This window comes from Mesorhizobium sp. M1A.T.Ca.IN.004.03.1.1 (assembly GCF_003997555.1).
GTDB lineage: Bacteria > Pseudomonadota > Alphaproteobacteria > Rhizobiales > Rhizobiaceae > Mesorhizobium.
On record NZ_RZTV01000003.1, the window covers coordinates 373184 to 387783 of the forward strand.

General features: G+C 64.4%; 15 protein-coding genes. 7 read left to right on the plus strand and 8 right to left on the minus strand.

What is annotated here, in order from left to right; all coding sequences use genetic code 11:
- Positions 1-8: 8 nt before the first annotated feature.
- Entirely contained in the window at positions 9-254 is a 246-nt protein-coding gene (locus tag EOD29_RS12150) for a zinc-finger domain-containing protein (RefSeq protein WP_066997164.1), read from the minus strand.
- 240 nt (positions 255-494) lie between these two features.
- Between EOD29_RS12150 and EOD29_RS12155 the strand changes: the two genes are divergently transcribed.
- Positions 495-2690, plus strand: coding sequence for an RNA degradosome polyphosphate kinase (locus EOD29_RS12155; RefSeq protein ID WP_095802565.1), 2196 nt, complete (start codon positions 495-497; stop codon positions 2688-2690).
- Positions 2687-4222, plus strand: coding sequence for an exopolyphosphatase (gene ppx / locus EOD29_RS12160; RefSeq protein ID WP_127246827.1), 1536 nt, complete (start codon positions 2687-2689; stop codon positions 4220-4222). The genes EOD29_RS12155 and ppx overlap by 4 nt, the downstream gene beginning before the upstream one ends.
- Positions 4223-4226: 4 nt before the next feature.
- Here the strand turns inward: ppx and EOD29_RS12165 are convergent, their stop codons facing one another.
- The 4 genes from EOD29_RS12165 to EOD29_RS12180 form a co-directional block, all read right to left on the minus strand.
- Positions 4227-4649, minus strand: a complete 423-nt coding sequence (locus EOD29_RS12165) for a DoxX family protein (protein ID WP_127246828.1) — start codon at positions 4647-4649, stop codon at positions 4227-4229.
- Between the two features lie 131 nt (positions 4650-4780).
- A complete protein-coding gene (locus EOD29_RS12170; protein WP_127246829.1) occupies positions 4781-5203 on the minus strand; it encodes a DoxX family protein in 423 nt (140 codons plus the stop codon).
- A 291-nt stretch (positions 5204-5494) separates the two neighbouring features.
- Positions 5495-6892 carry a class II fumarate hydratase gene (gene fumC / locus EOD29_RS12175; protein ID WP_127246830.1) on the minus strand — a complete coding sequence of 466 codons (1398 nt, stop codon included), beginning with the start codon at positions 6890-6892 and terminating at the stop codon, positions 5495-5497.
- A gap of 131 nt (positions 6893-7023) precedes the next feature.
- A complete protein-coding gene (locus tag EOD29_RS12180; RefSeq protein ID WP_127246831.1) occupies positions 7024-7506 on the minus strand; it encodes a cupin domain-containing protein in 483 nt (160 codons plus the stop codon).
- Between the two features lie 105 nt (positions 7507-7611).
- On the opposite strand from EOD29_RS12180, the gene EOD29_RS12185 reads away from it, so the two are divergent.
- Positions 7612-8571 (plus strand): LysR family transcriptional regulator, encoded by a 960-nt coding sequence (locus tag EOD29_RS12185; RefSeq protein ID WP_095802560.1) that lies wholly within the window; start codon positions 7612-7614, stop codon positions 8569-8571.
- A gap of 6 nt (positions 8572-8577) precedes the next feature.
- Here EOD29_RS12185 and betI read toward each other — a convergent pair whose 3' ends face one another.
- On the minus strand, positions 8578-9189 hold the full coding sequence (gene betI, locus EOD29_RS12190; RefSeq protein WP_095778401.1) for a transcriptional regulator BetI: 612 nt from the start codon (positions 9187-9189) through the stop codon (positions 8578-8580).
- 108 nt (positions 9190-9297) lie between these two features.
- Here betI and choX point away from each other — a divergent pair, with 108 nt between their 5' ends.
- Complete coding sequence (choX, locus tag EOD29_RS12195) at positions 9298-10236, plus strand: choline ABC transporter substrate-binding protein (RefSeq protein WP_067001126.1); 939 nt, start codon at positions 9298-9300, stop codon at positions 10234-10236.
- Positions 10233-11069, plus strand: a complete 837-nt coding sequence (locus EOD29_RS12200) for an alpha/beta hydrolase (protein ID WP_067324826.1) — start codon at positions 10233-10235, stop codon at positions 11067-11069. The genes choX and EOD29_RS12200 overlap by 4 nt, the downstream gene beginning before the upstream one ends.
- On the opposite strand, the gene EOD29_RS12205 is transcribed toward EOD29_RS12200, so the two are convergent.
- Positions 11070-11951: an NIPSNAP family protein gene (locus EOD29_RS12205; RefSeq protein WP_336618894.1), complete on the minus strand. Its 882-nt coding sequence runs from the start codon at positions 11949-11951 to the stop codon at positions 11070-11072. It abuts the gene before it with no gap.
- On the opposite strand from EOD29_RS12205, the gene EOD29_RS12210 reads away from it, so the two are divergent.
- The gene (locus tag EOD29_RS12210; protein ID WP_082953879.1) at positions 11944-12603 is read left to right on the plus strand and encodes a TetR/AcrR family transcriptional regulator; all 660 of its coding nucleotides are present in this window, start codon (positions 11944-11946) and stop codon (positions 12601-12603) included. The two genes, EOD29_RS12205 and EOD29_RS12210, sit on opposite strands and share 8 nt — an antisense overlap.
- Before the next feature lie 46 nt (positions 12604-12649).
- Here the strand turns inward: EOD29_RS12210 and EOD29_RS12215 are convergent, their stop codons facing one another.
- The gene (locus tag EOD29_RS12215; RefSeq protein ID WP_067324830.1) at positions 12650-13243 is read right to left on the minus strand and encodes a hypothetical protein; all 594 of its coding nucleotides are present in this window, start codon (positions 13241-13243) and stop codon (positions 12650-12652) included.
- 145 nt (positions 13244-13388) lie between these two features.
- Here EOD29_RS12215 and EOD29_RS12220 point away from each other — a divergent pair, with 145 nt between their 5' ends.
- Positions 13389-14522, plus strand: a complete 1134-nt coding sequence (locus tag EOD29_RS12220) for a metallophosphoesterase (RefSeq protein ID WP_127246832.1) — start codon at positions 13389-13391, stop codon at positions 14520-14522.
- Positions 14523-14600 lie beyond the last annotated feature (78 nt).

Below are 14600 nucleotides of genomic sequence, written 5' to 3' on the forward strand. Positions count from 1 at the left end.
ATCCGCGATCAGGCGGCCTGGTCGATATAGAGGCAGCCGGCAGGCTCGGTTTCCGTCGCCTTCAGCTTCGGCGAATAGCGGTAGAGCGTCGAGCAGTAAGGGCAGACCTTTTCATTGTCGTCGCCCATGTCGAGGAATACATGCGGATGGTCGAAAGGCGGATTGGCGCCGGTGCACATGAATTCCTTGACGCCGATATCGATCGCCGGATGGCCCGCGTCGTTCTGGAAATGGGGAATGGTACCGCCTGCCATCGTCGTCTCCTTCAGTTCGGCCCGTTTGCATCTGGATCATAACCGGCCGGTTTGCAAGATCGATGAAATGAAACTGTCGCAAAAGGCTGGCAGAGGATAAGTTGAGCCGGTTAAGCGCATGAGGCCGGAAACGAAGCGATTCCGTGACATCATGCGTCATAAAAGCGTGTTAGAGCGTGCATAGCGCGTCCGGCGGCGTATGGCGCTCAAAGAACGACGTTGTGGCCAAGAGCAGGAACCATGAACGAACTGAAGCCGGTGCAGAGCGAGTTCATCACCGTCGAGGCGGCGAGCCCGGACGGCGGCAATCCAGACCGTTTCGTCAACCGCGAGTTTTCCTGGCTGCAGTTCAACCGCCGGGTGCTCGAGGAATCGCTGAACGAGCATCACCCGCTGCTCGAGCGCGTCCGCTTCCTGTCGATCTCGGCCGCAAACCTCGACGAGTTCTTCATGGTGCGCGTCGCCGGCCTCGCCGGTCAGGTGCGCGAGGGCATCGCGTTGAAGAGCCCGGACGGCCGCACGCCTGAGCAGCAGTTGGAGCAATTGCTGCGCGAGGTCGAGCGCCTGCAGGAAGACCAGCAGAAGAGCCTGTCGGTCTTGATGGAGCTGCTCAACAAGGAAGGCATCGAAAGCATCCCCCGCGACGGCCTGACCAAGGACGAGAAGGCCTGGCTGGAGGAGCATTTCCAGGGTCAGGTTTTCCCGGTGCTGACGCCGCTGTCGATCGACCCGGCGCACCCGTTTCCGTTCATCCCCAATCTCGGTTTCTCAATGGCGCTGCAGCTGCGCCACCGCAAGAACGGCGAGGAGATGAGCGCGCTCTTGCGCTTGCCGGTGGCGCTGCGGCGGTTCATCCGTCTGCCCGACCGCAAGCATCATGTCCGCTTCATCCCGCTGGAAGAAGCGGTCGGCCTCTATATCGGCAAGCTCTTCCCTGGATATGAGGTCAAGGGCTCGGGCACGTTCCGCATCATCCGCGACAGCGATATCGAGGTGGAGGAGGAATCGGAAGACCTCGTTCGCCTGTTCGAGACGGCGCTGAAGCGCCGCCGCCGCGGCTCCGTCATCCGCATCGAATTCGACACGCTGATGCCGGCCGAGTTGCGCGACTTCGTCGCCGGCGAGCTCGGAGTGTCGTCGAGCCGCATCAGCGTGCTCACCGGGCCGCTGGCGCTCAACCAGATCTCCGAGATCGTCGCCATCCCGCGCGACGACCTCAAATTCACGCCCTATAACCCACGCTTTCCCGAGCGCATCCGCGAGCATGGCGGCGACTGCCTGGCCGCCATCCGCGAGAAGGACATCATCGTCCACCACCCCTACGAATCCTTCGACGTCGTGGTGCAGTTCCTGCGCCAGGCGGCGGCCGATCCGGAAGTCGTCGCCATCAAGCAGACGCTCTACCGCACCTCGAACGACAGCCCGATCGTGCGGGCGTTGATCGACGCGGCGGAGGCCGGCAAGTCGGTGACGGCGCTCGTCGAGCTCAAGGCGCGCTTCGATGAAGAGGCCAATATCCGCTGGGCGCGCGACCTCGAGCGCGCCGGCGTCCAGGTCGTGTTCGGCTTCCTGGAGTTGAAGACCCACGCCAAGATGTCGCTGGTGGTCCGCCGCGAGGACGGCCGGCTGCGCAATTACGTGCATCTCGGCACCGGCAACTACCATCCGGTCACCGCCCGCATCTACACCGACCTGTCCTTCTTCACCACCGACCCGACGATCGCGCGCGATGTCGCGCAGATCTTCAACTTCATCACCGGCTACGCCGAGCCTGCCGAGGAGATGCGTCTTGCGGTGTCGCCGTTCACGCTGCGCGACCGCATCCTGAGGCACATCGCCGAGGAGATCGCCCATGCGCTCGAGGGCAGGCCGGCCCGTATCTGGATGAAGATGAACGCGCTCGTCGATCCGACCGTCATCGACGCTCTCTATGACGCCAGCCGCGCCGGCGTCGAGATCGATCTCGTCGTGCGCGGCATCTGCTGCCTGAGGCCGCAGGTGCCGGGTCTTTCCGAGAACATCAGGGTGAAGTCGATTGTCGGCCGCTTCCTAGAGCACAGCCGCATCTACTGCTTCGGCAACGGCCACGGTCTGCCGTCCGACGAAGCGATCGTCTACATCTCCTCGGCCGATATCATGCCGCGCAATCTCGACCGCCGCGTCGAGACCCTGGTGCCGATCACCAATCCGACTGTGCATGAACAGGTGCTTGGCCAGATCATGCTCGGCAACATCATGGACAATCAGCAAAGTTTCGACGTATTGGCTGATGGCACCTCCCGGCGCGCTGCGCTCGAGGAGGGCGAGGAACCGTTCAACGCGCAGGAATATTTCATGACCAATCCGAGTCTTTCCGGACGGGGTGACGCGCTGAAATCGCATGCGCCCAGGCGCATTGCACAGTTCAAGCGCCGCAAGAAGAACGCCGCCGCGTGATTTCAGTCTCGCAGGGCCGGCTCCAGGACCGGCGGCCGCTGTCGATCATCGACATCGGATCGAACTCGATCCGCCTCGTCGTCTATGAAGGGCTGGCGCGCTCGCCGACGATGCTGTTCAACGAAAAGATGCTGGCCGGCCTCGGCCGCGGCATCGTTTCGACGGGCAAGCTCGATCCCGAGGCGGTGACGCGCTCGATGGAGGAGTTCCGCCGTTTTCGCGCGCTTTCCGATCAAGCCGGCGCCGAGCACATCTATGTGCTGGCGACCGCGGCCGCGCGCGAGGCGGTCAACGGCCCGGACTTCATCCACCGCGCCGAGGATGTGCTGAAGACCGAGATCCGCGTGCTTTCCGGCCGCCAGGAAGCGCATTATTCGGCGCTTGGCATCATTTCCGGCTTCTATCCGGCCAACGGCATCGCCGGCGACCTTGGCGGCGGCAGCCTGGAGCTCGTCGACATCAATGGCGAGGCGATCGGCGACGGTATCACGCTGCCGCTCGGCGGCCTGCGCCTGCAGGACATGGCGAAGAACTCTCTCGTCCAGGCGCAGAAGATCGCGCGCCAGGAACTGGCGCGGGCGAAGCTTTTGAAGGGCGGGCAGGGCAGGGTGTTCTACGCCGTCGGCGGAACCTGGCGAAACCTCGCCCGGCTCCATATGGAAATGACCAACTACCCGCTCGGCGTCATGCATCATTACGAGATCGGCGCCGACAGCGCCCTGAACTTCCTCAGGCAGGTGGCCAACGGCGAGGTCGAAAAGGTCAAGGGCATCGAAGGCGTCTCCAAGAACCGCCGCTCGCTGCTGCCTTACGGTGCGGTCGTGCTGCAGGAAATCATGGCGGCAATGCAGCCCTCGAAGATCGTCGTCTCGGCGCAGGGCGTGCGCGAAGGCTTCCTCTATTCGCTGCTCGACGCCGCCGAGCAGAAGGCGGATCCGCTGATCTCCGCGGCGGAGGAACTGGCGCTGCTGCGCTCGCGCTCGGTCCATCACGCGCATGACCTCGTCGAATGGACGGACAAGGCTTTCAAGGCCTTCGGCATCGACGAGACGGTGGATGAGGCGCGCTACCGCCACGCCGCCTGCCTGCTTGCCGATATCGGCTGGCGGGCGCATCCCGAATATCGCGGCCGGCAGTCGCTCAACATCATCGCGCATGCGTCCTTTATCGGCGTCGACCATCCTGGCCGCGCCTATCTGGCCCTGACCAACGCCTATCGCCATGACGGCATCTTCAACGATGCGATCGCGCCCGAGATCAAGACCCTGGCGCCGCCGCGGATGCTCGAGCGCGCCCGCGCGCTGGCGGCGATGATGCGCGTCGTCTACCTGCTGACGGCGGCGATGCCCGGGGTCATGCCGCGGCTGAAATGGGAAAGCCGCGGCAACGGTGCGCTTGCGCTGGTGCTGCCGGCGTCGCTTGCCGACCTCTATGGCGAACGACCTGCCGGGCGACTGGCGCAGCTGGCGCGCATCACCAACCGCCGGCTGGTGCTGGCGGTCGAGGGCGGGCCGAGCATTTCCGTCAAGTGACGGATCAGGTGATCTCGGCACCGACGCCGAAGGGGCGGCCGTCGGCCGACCATGCGCCGGCGCCGGCCATGGCGAGCGCCAGGAAGCCCCCGGCAATGGCAATGTCCTTCATCAGCATCTGCCGGTGCATGAATCCTAAGGTCGCATCCTCGCCGCCCTGGCCGAAATGGCCGATGAAGCCGGCGACGATAGTGAAGGCGGCAAGCAGCAGCGCCGCGATCCGCGTCTGAAAACCGACAAGGATCAAAAGTCCGGCGATCAGCTCGAACAGGCCGGTGCCCCAGGCCGCCAGGGTCGGTAGCGGCAGGCCGAGGCCGGTGAAGTAATCGATCGTGCCGGATATGTTGGTCAGCACCTGGAAGCCCGAGGGCACGAACAGCGCGGCAAGCAGGAGCCGCGAGGCGAGAAGCAACGCGTTGCGGTTCATGGCCCACCTCCCTTGCCGGTTACCCGGGAATGCACCGGCTCTCGGTGCAGTGTACGCCTGCACTCGGGAAAACGAAAAAGCGGCGCGGAAAATTCCGCGCCGCCAAAGCTTCAGCTTGGGAGGGAAGGAGATCAGCCGCGCTTGGCGTCGATCGAATAGGCGCCGGCGCCGGAGGAGGCGAGCAGGATGAAGCCGCCGGTGATGGCGAGGTTCTTGAGAAACTGGATCATCTGCATCTGGTCGGCCCAGCCGGTGTGAGCAACCAGGCCGGTGGCGATCGTGAAGATGGCGAGCACCCAGGCGGCGACCCGCGTCTGGAAACCGACGAGAATGGCAAGGCCGCCGAGCAGCTCGATGAGGCCGACCACGACGGCCGTCACGGTCGGCAGCGGCAGGCCGAGGGCGCCGAAATAGCCGGCGGTGCCGGAAATAGCGGTAAGCTTGCCGAAACCGGAAAGCAGGAAGATCACGGCGAGCAGGATACGGCCGAGCAGGATGGTGGTGGAACTGTTGGACGCGATGCTGGTACCGGCGGCGGAAGTGTTGATGGACATTGGCGAGTCTCCGAACGGGTTGAATGCCCAGTGAGATAGACGATGAAGACTGTTCACCAAAGCCGCCGATGCGGCGACACATTGTTCACAGGCAGTATGTTTCGGTGACCGGCGGACGCGCGCGAAAATCGTGTCGGCGGATTGGGATTAACGAGTAAATTGTGCCCCCGCAAAATAGCCAAACTATCGGTTGGGGTTGCAGTCGCAGACCTCGGGGACTAGCCGAAACGCCCGATCGGGTCGTCTTCGCCCTGGTACGACGACCCCTTTGGCCTGTCCGCGCCGCGAGAACTACCCCGGATGCGTCATGTCCTCGGGCCGCACCAGCCGGTCGTAGTCGGCCTCGCTGACCAGCCCGGTGGCGAGAGCTTCCTCGCGCAGCGTGGTGCCGTTCTTGTGCGCGGTCTTGGCAATCTTGGCGGCGTTGTCGTAGCCGATGGTGGGGGCGAGCGCCGTCACCAGCATCAGCGAGCGCTCCAGCGCCGCCTTGATGTTGTCTTCCCGCGCCTCGATGCCGACGACGCAATTGTCGGTGAAGGATACGGAAGCGTCGGCAAGCAGCTGCACCGACTGCAGGAAATTATAGGCCATCAGCGGGTTGTAGACGTTGAGCTCGAAATGGCCCTGGCTGCCGGCGAAGGTTAGCGCGGCATTGTTGCCGAACACCTGCACGCAGACCTGCGTCAGCGCCTCGCACTGCGTCGGGTTGACCTTGCCCGGCATGATCGACGAGCCCGGCTCGTTCTCCGGCAGCGACAGCTCGCCGAGGCCCGAGCGCGGGCCTGAACCGAGCAGGCGGATGTCGTTGGCGATCTTGAAGAGCGCGGCGGCCGCCGCGTTGATCGCGCCGTGCGAGAACACCATGGAATCGTGTGCTGCGAGCGCCTCGAACTTGTTCGGCGCCGTCACGAAGGCGATGCCGGTGATGGTAGCGATCCGGTCCGCCACCTTTTCCGCAAAGCCAACCGGCGCGTTGAGCCCGGTGCCGACCGCGGTGCCGCCCTGCGCCAGTTCCTGCAGGCCGGGCAGCGTCTGCTCGATGCGCTTGATCGACGACGCGACCTGCGCGGCGTAGCCGGAGAATTCCTGGCCGAGCGTAAGGGGTGTGGCGTCCTGCGTGTGGGTGCGGCCGATCTTGATGATGTGGTTGAAGGCGCGGGCCTTGGCGTCGAGCGCTTTGTGCAGATGGTGGAGCGCTGGGATCAGGTGATGCGTGACCCGCTCGGCGCAGGCGACATGCATGGCCGTCGGATAGGTGTCGTTTGACGACTGGCTCATATTGACGTGGTCATTCGGGTGCACGGGCTTCTTGGAGCCCATCACGCCGCCGAGCATCTCGATGGCCCGGTTGGAGATCACTTCATTGGCATTCATGTTGGACTGCGTGCCCGAACCGGTCTGCCAGACCACGAGCGGGAAATGGTCGTCGAGCTTGCCGTCGATCACTTCCTGCGCGGCGTCCACGATTGCCTTGCCGATGGCTGGATCCAGCCGTTTCATCTCCATGTTCACTTCGGCCGCGGCGCGCTTGACGATGCCCAGCGCGCGCACGATCGAGGCCGGCTGCTTTTCCCAACCGATCTTGAAATTGCCGAGCGAACGCTGCGCCTGCGCGCCCCAGTAGCGGTCGGCCGCGACCTCGATGGGACCGAATGTATCGGTTTCGGTTCTGGTCTTCTCAGCGCTCACGGGAAATCTCCGGTCTGTCGATTTGCGCAAGGGCGTATCGCGTTGCACAAAACCCTTCAAGCGGAGATTGCGGGCGAGGAAGATGCAAATCGGTTGAAGGGGGCTGCCGATCTCCCCCCTTGTGGGCCAGATCAGCCCTCCATCGGCGGTCCAACAATGTCGATGCCGTTCTCGGCGCAGAGTCTCGTCAGCGTCGCCATCATCTCGGGCGTCGGCGCCCCCGGCTGCGGCAGGTCCGGCCGTTCGGCGGGGCGGCTCGCCAGGCGCACCATCGTCTCGAAATCCGAGCCGCGCGTGACGGTGAGCGTATGCGCGCCTTGCGGAGATTCGACCCTGTATGTATGCGGCAGGCCCTTCGGCGCGATGACGGTTTCGCCCGCGCCCACCACCCGCTCATGGCCGTTGATCTGGAAACGCATTTGTCCTTCGAGGATGTGAAATACCTCGTCTTCGTTGCGGTGCATATGCAGCGGCGGGGAATCGCCATAGGGCAGGCGATGCTCGATGACGCAGATGCCGTCCTCTCCGTCGGCCGAAGAGACCTGGATGGCGACGAGCGTGTTGTTGAACCAAAGGAGTTCCTTGCCTGCGATGGTCCGGTTGATCATTGTCATGGTGTCTCTGCTTTGTGTTGGGCCGGCGAAGCGGCGTCGACGGCGAACTAACCAGCGACGCGTGGGCGATGGAAATCGAATGATCATATGGACTGAATTGATGCGATGAATTTGAACGCGCTCGATCTCAACCTGGTGAGGGTGCTCGACGCGCTTTTGCGCGAGAAAAGCGTGACGCGCGCCGGCGAGCAGATCGGCCTCAGCCAGCCTGCGGTGAGTGCCGCGCTCAACCGCCTGCGGCATACGCTCAACGACCAGCTCTTCGTGCGGCGCGGCAACGACATGGTGCCGACGCCACGCGCCGAAAGCCTGGCCGGGCCTGTGCGTGCCGCGCTGCGCGAGATCGAGCGTGCTTTCCAGCCGGCGAAGGACTTCGATCCGGCCAGGCTGGAGCGGACCTTCACCTTCATGGGCGCGGATTTCTTTTCCATGCTCCTGATGCCGCCCTTTGCCGCGCGCATCGCGGCGGTGGCGCCATCAGTGTCGTTCCGCTTCCTCGACAGCGCCATCGGCGACGTCTCGAAACTGTTGCAGGAGGACCAAATCGACGTGGCGCTGGAGCGTCCCCTGGAAGTCGCCGAATGGGTTTCCAGCGTACCGCTGTTCGGCTCGCCCTTCGCCGTCATCGCGGCGAAGGGCAATGCAGCGCTCAATCGGGCCGGCATCGCCGAAGGCGAGCAGGTGCCGCTCGATCTCTTCTGCGAGCTGCCGCACGCGCTGCGCTCCATCGACGGCTCGATGTCGGGCTTCACCGATGACGCGCTGGGGAAGATGGGCCGGACGCGCCGGGTCACGCTTGCCTTGCCGCATTTCCAGGCGGTCGCGCTGGCCGTGGCGAGCGGACCCTATCTGGCGGCCGTTCCAATGCAGTTCGCGGCGGTGGCGGCGAAATCCTTGCCGCTCGGCATCTACGGGGCGCCAATCTCGATTCCCTCGCCGGCGGTCAGGATGTACTGGCACGCCCGCCATGACGACGAGGCGCCGCATCGCTGGATCCGCGAGCAGATCCTGGTGGAAGTCGAGGCGCTCGGCTTCCGCAACCTGGAGGATGAGGTCGGAGAGTAGACTCTGTTATCCGGCCGCCAGGCCGATGGCCGCGGGCTGGCGCAGCGCGAGCCGCCCCGCGACATAGTCCTTGACCTGGCGGACCGCCTGCGCGCGCGAGACGCTGCCCGGCTGCAGGCCAAGCCTGAGCCACAGCCCGTCGATCAGAGCGGTGACGCCGAGTACGATCTCCGCGGCCAACTCCGGCGATGCGAGGCCGCGCAGGCCGGACAACAGGTTCGAGCGCATGCGCGCGTGGATCACTCGCTGGATGCGCGCCAGCTTCTCGTCGCGCGGCACCTCGGCGCAGAGCGACAGCCAGGCGTGACAGAGCGGCGGCAGGAACAAATGCTCCTCGAAATTGCCCTCGATCACCGCGTCCAGCCGCTCCATCGGCGTTCGCGCGCGCTTGAGCCGCGCCACCACCGCGTTGCACAGCACGGCATTGGCCTCGCGCATCGCGTGCTCGAACAATTCCTGCTTGTTGCGGAAATAGTGCAGCACGATGCCCTTCGAGGCGCCGGCCTGGGCCGCGACCTTTTCCAAGGTGGCGCCGGCAATGCCCTCGCGCTCGAGCACCGCAAAGGCCGCTTGCCGCAACTCCTTGCGGCGTATGTCGCTGAGACGTGTGAGCTTCACCGGATCGATCCATGTTTGCGAATCCATGTTGACATTTTCGCCCGCTCAGATCAATCATTGACCACTGGGACAATAACATGACCAAATGGTCAACAGAGGAGAACCGGAATGGTGCGCTTGCTTGCGAATGGCGTCTGTCTCGCTGCCTTGATGGTGGCCGCTCAAACCGTTCAGGCGGCCGAGGCGGAGGAATGTAAGGTGGTGCGAATGGCCGAGCCCGGCTGGAACGATCTCGCCTTCACGACGGGCGTGGCCAAGGTCCTGCTCCAGGCGCTCGGCTATGAGCCGCAGAGCGACGTGCTTGGCATCAACGTCATCTACGAAGGCATGAAGAACAAAGACCTCGACCTGTTCCTCGGCTACTGGGATCCGGCGATGGTCACTTATTACGAGCCTTACAGGAAGGACGGCTCGATCGAGAATGTGCGGGTCAATCTGGTCGGCGCCAAATACACCTTCGCCGTGCCGACCTATGTCTGGGAAGCCGGCGTCAAGGATCTCTCCGACCTGCACAAATTCGCCGACAAGTTCGGGAAGAAGATGTACGGCATCGAGCCCGGCTCGAACCAGCTGATGATGGATGCTATCGCCGATCCGCAGTTCCAGCTCGACGGCTGGCAGGTGGTCGAATCGAGCGAAGCCGGCATGCTCTCGGAGGTCGGCTACGAGATCAAGGAGAAGCAGTTCATCGTCTTCCAGGGCTGGGCGCCCCATCCGATGAACACGATGTACGACTTCAAGTATCTGACCGGCGGCGACAAGTTCTTCGGCCCGAATTTCGGCGCCGCGACGGTGACGACCCAGGTGCGCAAGGGATTCCTGCAGGAGTGCCCGAACGTGGCGCAGTTCCTGAAGAACCTTGCCTTCGACATCGATCTGGAAAATGTCGGCATGGGCTACCTCATCAATGACGGCATGAAGCCGGAGGAAGCGGCGCTTAAGTCGATCACGCTCAACAAGGATCGTGTCGACGCCTGGCTTGCCGGCGTCACCACCTTCGACGGCAAGCCCGGCCTCGCCGCGGTCAAGGAAAAGCTTGGACTGTGAGGCCCGCGGCATTGGATCTGTCGGGACAGGGGGGCGAGCAGGACGCCTGGGCCGGCCGCAAGCGATTCGTCGATGTCGGTGGCCTCGACCTCGCCTATGTCGAGGTCGCCGGCTCGGAACCGCCGCTCGTCCTGGTGCACGGCTTCACCGACACCAGCCGCAGTTTCTCGTTGCTGGCGCCGCATCTTTCCGCGCGGCGGCTGGTCATGCCGGACCTGCGCGGCCATGGCGCCTCGCAGGCGGGCAGGGGCTTTGGCATCGCCGATTTCGCCGACGATGTCGCCGGGCTGATCCGCAACCTGCGGCTCGCCCGGCCGGTCGTTCTCGGCCATTCGCTGGGTGGCATGGTCGCCATGCAGGTGGCCGCGCGGCATCCGGAACTGGTCGGCGGGCTGGTCATCCTGGCCGGGGCGCTGAAGGCAGATTTCGCGCCGGACCATCCGTTGGTTGACGGCGTGGCGGAACTGCGCGACCCGATCTCGCCGACTGATCCGTTCTACGACTGGTGGCACGCCTGCGGGTCCGGCGTGCCGCGGGCCCTTCTTGCCGGCCTGGCGGCGGACGCTTCGGCGATGCCGGCGGCGCGCTGGCGCGCCATTCTCGAAGAAATCCGCCGCACGGATCTGACCGCGGCGGCGCGGGCTGTGCGGGTCCGGACGTTGATCATTGCCGGCGCCTGCGATCCCCTCTTCGGCCAAGCGCACCAGGAGGCTTTGGCCGAGGCGCTTGCCGGATCGCGTCTCGTCTGGGCGCAGGACTGCGGCCACAATCCGCACTGGGAAGACCCGGCCTTCGTCGCCAAGGCAATAGCCGACGTGCTGCCAGCCGAGTGACTACCGCAACAGCGATCGGGCCGTCGGCGTGAGGCGCAACGTCTCTGCCGGCTGCGTCGAAGCAGCCTGCATGGTTTTGCGAACCGCCTGCCATGCCGGAGAAGCGCCAAGGCCGGACCGATAGTTCGCATGGGCGTCGCCATCGTCGAAACCGATGACTGCGATGAAGACATTTTCGCCGGCTCGCACCGGCAGCCGCGAAAAAGTGTTTTCGGCATGCTCGCTGACGAAGGCGCCGAGCAGCCGGCCCCCGCTGGCCGTCAGTTGCGGAACCATTTCCGCCCGGAAACGCTCGGCAAAGCCGGTTTCCATGCCGTGGCGCAAATGATGAATCGAAATCTCAACAATGCCGTCTAAGTGAGGCTGCGCACTTTTGTTTTCGCCTTCGCTCACGGTCGACCGCTCCCGCCTCGACAGGTCGAAGCCGGCGTCCGGCCACGCGGGCTTCAGCAACAGCACGTCGTCGGAATCGATCATCGTCGCATTGGCGGCGTCGCGATGCTCGGCCCACACCGGGCCCTCATAGAAGGCGGTGAGCGCTTTCCTCCTGGCCTCCATGTCGGCGAAGCCGCGCAGCCAGACGAACATGTCGGGACGATCGAGGTCGCGGAACTGGCCGATAACGGTCATGCCCACGGCTTCCTGGCTCTCGATGAACTCCCGGTCGAACAGCGCGATAAGCGTTTCGCGATCGCCGGGTTTCAATGTGTATTGCCTGAGCTCCACGATCGGCGACGCAAGGCGGGAAGGTCTGTTCATGGCTAGACTCTCGAAAACAGGGTGTTCATCCTGTTTATAAACAGACCGGTTGTCCTGTTTTGTCAATATGCTACGTTCTTCCCCTTCTCTCCGACGGGGAAAGGTGGAGGTGGCGATGCGCAAGAAGCGCACCAACGATCCGCAGGGCATGCGGCGGCGCGTGCTCGACGTGGCGGAAGATTGCTTCCAGGCGCGCGGCTACCACGCCTCGAGCCTCGGCGACCTGATGGCGGCGGCCGGCGTCACCGGCGGCGCGCTGCACCATCATTTCCCGACCAAGAAGGCGCTGGCGCTGGCGGTGATCGAGGAGCGGGTGGCGGCCGCGGTTGAGGAGACCTGGATCGAGCCGGTGCGGGCGGCGCCTTCGGCGCGCAAGGGCGTGCGTGCCGTGTTTGAGGCGGTAGCGGCCGCGCTCGAGCAGCAGGGCTATGTGCGCGGCTGCCCGCTCAACAATCTGGCGCATGAGCTGTCGCTCGCCGATCCCGATTTCCGTATTGCGTTGGCCGATATCTTCGCCGGCTGGCGGCGGGCGATCTCCGACAAGGTGCGCGCCGATCAGGAGGCCGGCCGGGAAGGTGGGACCGATCCCGACCGCTTTGCCGCGCTGACGGTGGCGGCTTACTCCGGCGCCATGTCGATGGCCAAGGCCGAGCAGGATGCCGGTGTGTTGCGGCAGTGCCTGGAGGGTTTGGAGCGGGTCGAGCCCCCGCCATCACAGAACGGTTCGCCCGCCAGACGACGCCGCAGGGTGGTGCGGCAGCAGGCAATCCGCTGATGCCGGTATGAGGATCATCTTAAGTCCCTGACTGAAAGGCAGCCTTTCACTCCCTCAGCGGCTTGATCGTCTCGAACCCCACTTCGCTCTGCGCGCTCGTCCCCTCGTCGTAGCGCCGCGCCAGCACCGCTTGCAGGTCGGGCGAATAGAGCGCGGTGAAGCTGTCGATCACCGTGCCGGAATCGCCGGTCAGCGTCTCTTTCACCGTCAGCACCGTGTATTTGCAGTCGCCCAGCTTGTAGGTGTCCTTGCCCTTGACGCTTAAAGCCAGTGTTTCGGTGCCCTTCGGCGCCTTCTTCGCCGAAAGCCGCACGAACTCGGTCTTGCTCTTGGCACCGGCCTTCAGCGGGAAGAGCTTTTTGAGGTCGCCGAGCGGGATCATTGACAGCCGGCCCGTGTCGCTATCGCGGAAAATCTCGATCAGCCCGGCGTAGAGATATTGCGTCTGCGGCGATTGCGACTGGTAGTTGTTGGCGACCGCGACCATGCCGCCCGGCGCCGGCCGGAACTCGCTGCGGATGCCGGGCTTCTCCAGCACGAAGCCGGCCTTGGCGGATTTGGCGTCCACGCAGTCGGCCGCCTCGGCGGTGCCGGTGAGGGCAAGCATGGAGAGGGCCACACAGGTCGTCACGGGTTTCATGCCTTCTCCCCTGGAAATGTGTTCTGGAAGGAATGACAGACCCTCTCTGCGCTGTCGACCCAAAGTGCCCTTCACGAATTCAACCAATGCTTGAAAAGAGCCGCCAATCTGGACGATCCGGCGCTGAAAATGTTCCAATGGCGCGATGATGAATCGCTTATCCTCAGCATTCTTGTCCCGGCGCGATATCCTGGCCCGGGTGGCCGGCCTTGCCGCGACCTGCGCCCTGCCGGACACCACTTTCGCCCAGACCGGCCAGGCTATCCAGCCGATTGACGCCACCTTTTTGTTCATCGCCGATATCCATGCCTGCCGCATGGCGACCGGGCTCAGCCCGCATTGCGAGCAGGAAGGCAAGACCGATGCGGCATTGCTGCGCAATGTGGCCGCGCTCAACGCAATCGACGACAAAGAGTGGCCGGCCGAGATCAACGGCGCTGCCACCGGCCTGCGCTCGGCCGGCACACGCATCGGCACGCCGCTCGGCCTCGTCACCGGGGGCGACATCACCGACGATGGCGGCGGCCAGATCACTGAGCCGAGCGAAGGCACGCAGCTTCTGCAGTTCAGCCAGCGCTACCAGCAAGGCATCGGCCCTGATCGCGTGCATGTCCCGGTCTATGTCGGGCTCGGCAATCACGATCTCGACCAGAATGGGCCGACGCGCCATGTCGACTGGTACCGTCGCGAGATGCGCGACTATGTCGAAGTCAACCATCGCCCCGGCGTTTTCTTCAAGCCGCCGGTGCCGGCGACCAATTACGATGTCGACACCGATTGCTATTCCTGGGATTGGGGCGGCCTGCACCTCGTCCAGACGCATCGCTTCGCCGGCGACACCGGCCATGACGCGATAGGCAGCCTGCCATGGCTGAAGCAGGATCTGGCGACCTATGCCGGCGACGGCCGTCCGGTGATTCTCTTCCAGCACTATGGTTGGGACACCTTCTCGGTCGAGCGCTGGGATCCAGTGAAGCGCACCTATGGCGAAGGCGGCGCCGGCCGCCCGCACTGGTGGGGCGACGCCGACCGCCAGGCGCTTCTCGCCACGCTGAAGGGTTATAATGTGATCGCCATTTTCCACGGCCATCAGCACGCAGTGCCGATGATCTACCGGCGCGACGGGCTCGACCTCGTCAAGCCGAAGGCGGCTTTCATGGGCGGCTTTGCGCTGGCGCGGGTGACCGATGACCACATGGACGTCGTCCTGGCTGAGGCGGCCGGCGACCATGGCGAGGTCGTTTTGACCAACGCCTTCACCAAAAGCTGGGCCACCTGAAGGGAGAAAGCACGCCGGGTAGAGTTGTCCAGGCCTGTTGTTCGAGCTGTTCTGCGGTGTTGACGCCGTCGGCGCTCA

Excerpts from the sequence above, each read along its gene's own strand:
- EOD29_RS12180 (WP_127246831.1), bottom strand. The coding sequence starts at position 7,506 with ATGACAATGATCAACCGGACCATCGCAGGCAAGGAACTCCTTTGGTTC.
- EOD29_RS12185 (WP_095802560.1), top strand. The coding sequence starts at position 7,612 with ATGAATTTGAACGCGCTCGATCTCAACCTGGTGAGGGTGCTCGACGCG.
- EOD29_RS12165 (WP_127246828.1), bottom strand. The coding sequence starts at position 4,649 with ATGAACCGCAACGCGTTGCTTCTCGCCTCGCGGCTCCTGCTTGCCGCG.
- choX (WP_067001126.1), top strand. The coding sequence starts at position 9,298 with ATGGTGCGCTTGCTTGCGAATGGCGTCTGTCTCGCTGCCTTGATGGTG.
- EOD29_RS12215 (WP_067324830.1), bottom strand. The coding sequence starts at position 13,243 with ATGAAACCCGTGACGACCTGTGTGGCCCTCTCCATGCTTGCCCTCACC.
- EOD29_RS12150 (WP_066997164.1), bottom strand. The coding sequence starts at position 254 with ATGGCAGGCGGTACCATTCCCCATTTCCAGAACGACGCGGGCCATCCG.
- EOD29_RS12155 (WP_095802565.1), top strand. The coding sequence starts at position 495 with ATGAACGAACTGAAGCCGGTGCAGAGCGAGTTCATCACCGTCGAGGCG.
- EOD29_RS12220 (WP_127246832.1), top strand. The coding sequence starts at position 13,389 with ATGATGAATCGCTTATCCTCAGCATTCTTGTCCCGGCGCGATATCCTG.
- EOD29_RS12170 (WP_127246829.1), bottom strand. The coding sequence starts at position 5,203 with ATGTCCATCAACACTTCCGCCGCCGGTACCAGCATCGCGTCCAACAGT.
- EOD29_RS12210 (WP_082953879.1), top strand. The coding sequence starts at position 11,944 with ATGCGCAAGAAGCGCACCAACGATCCGCAGGGCATGCGGCGGCGCGTG.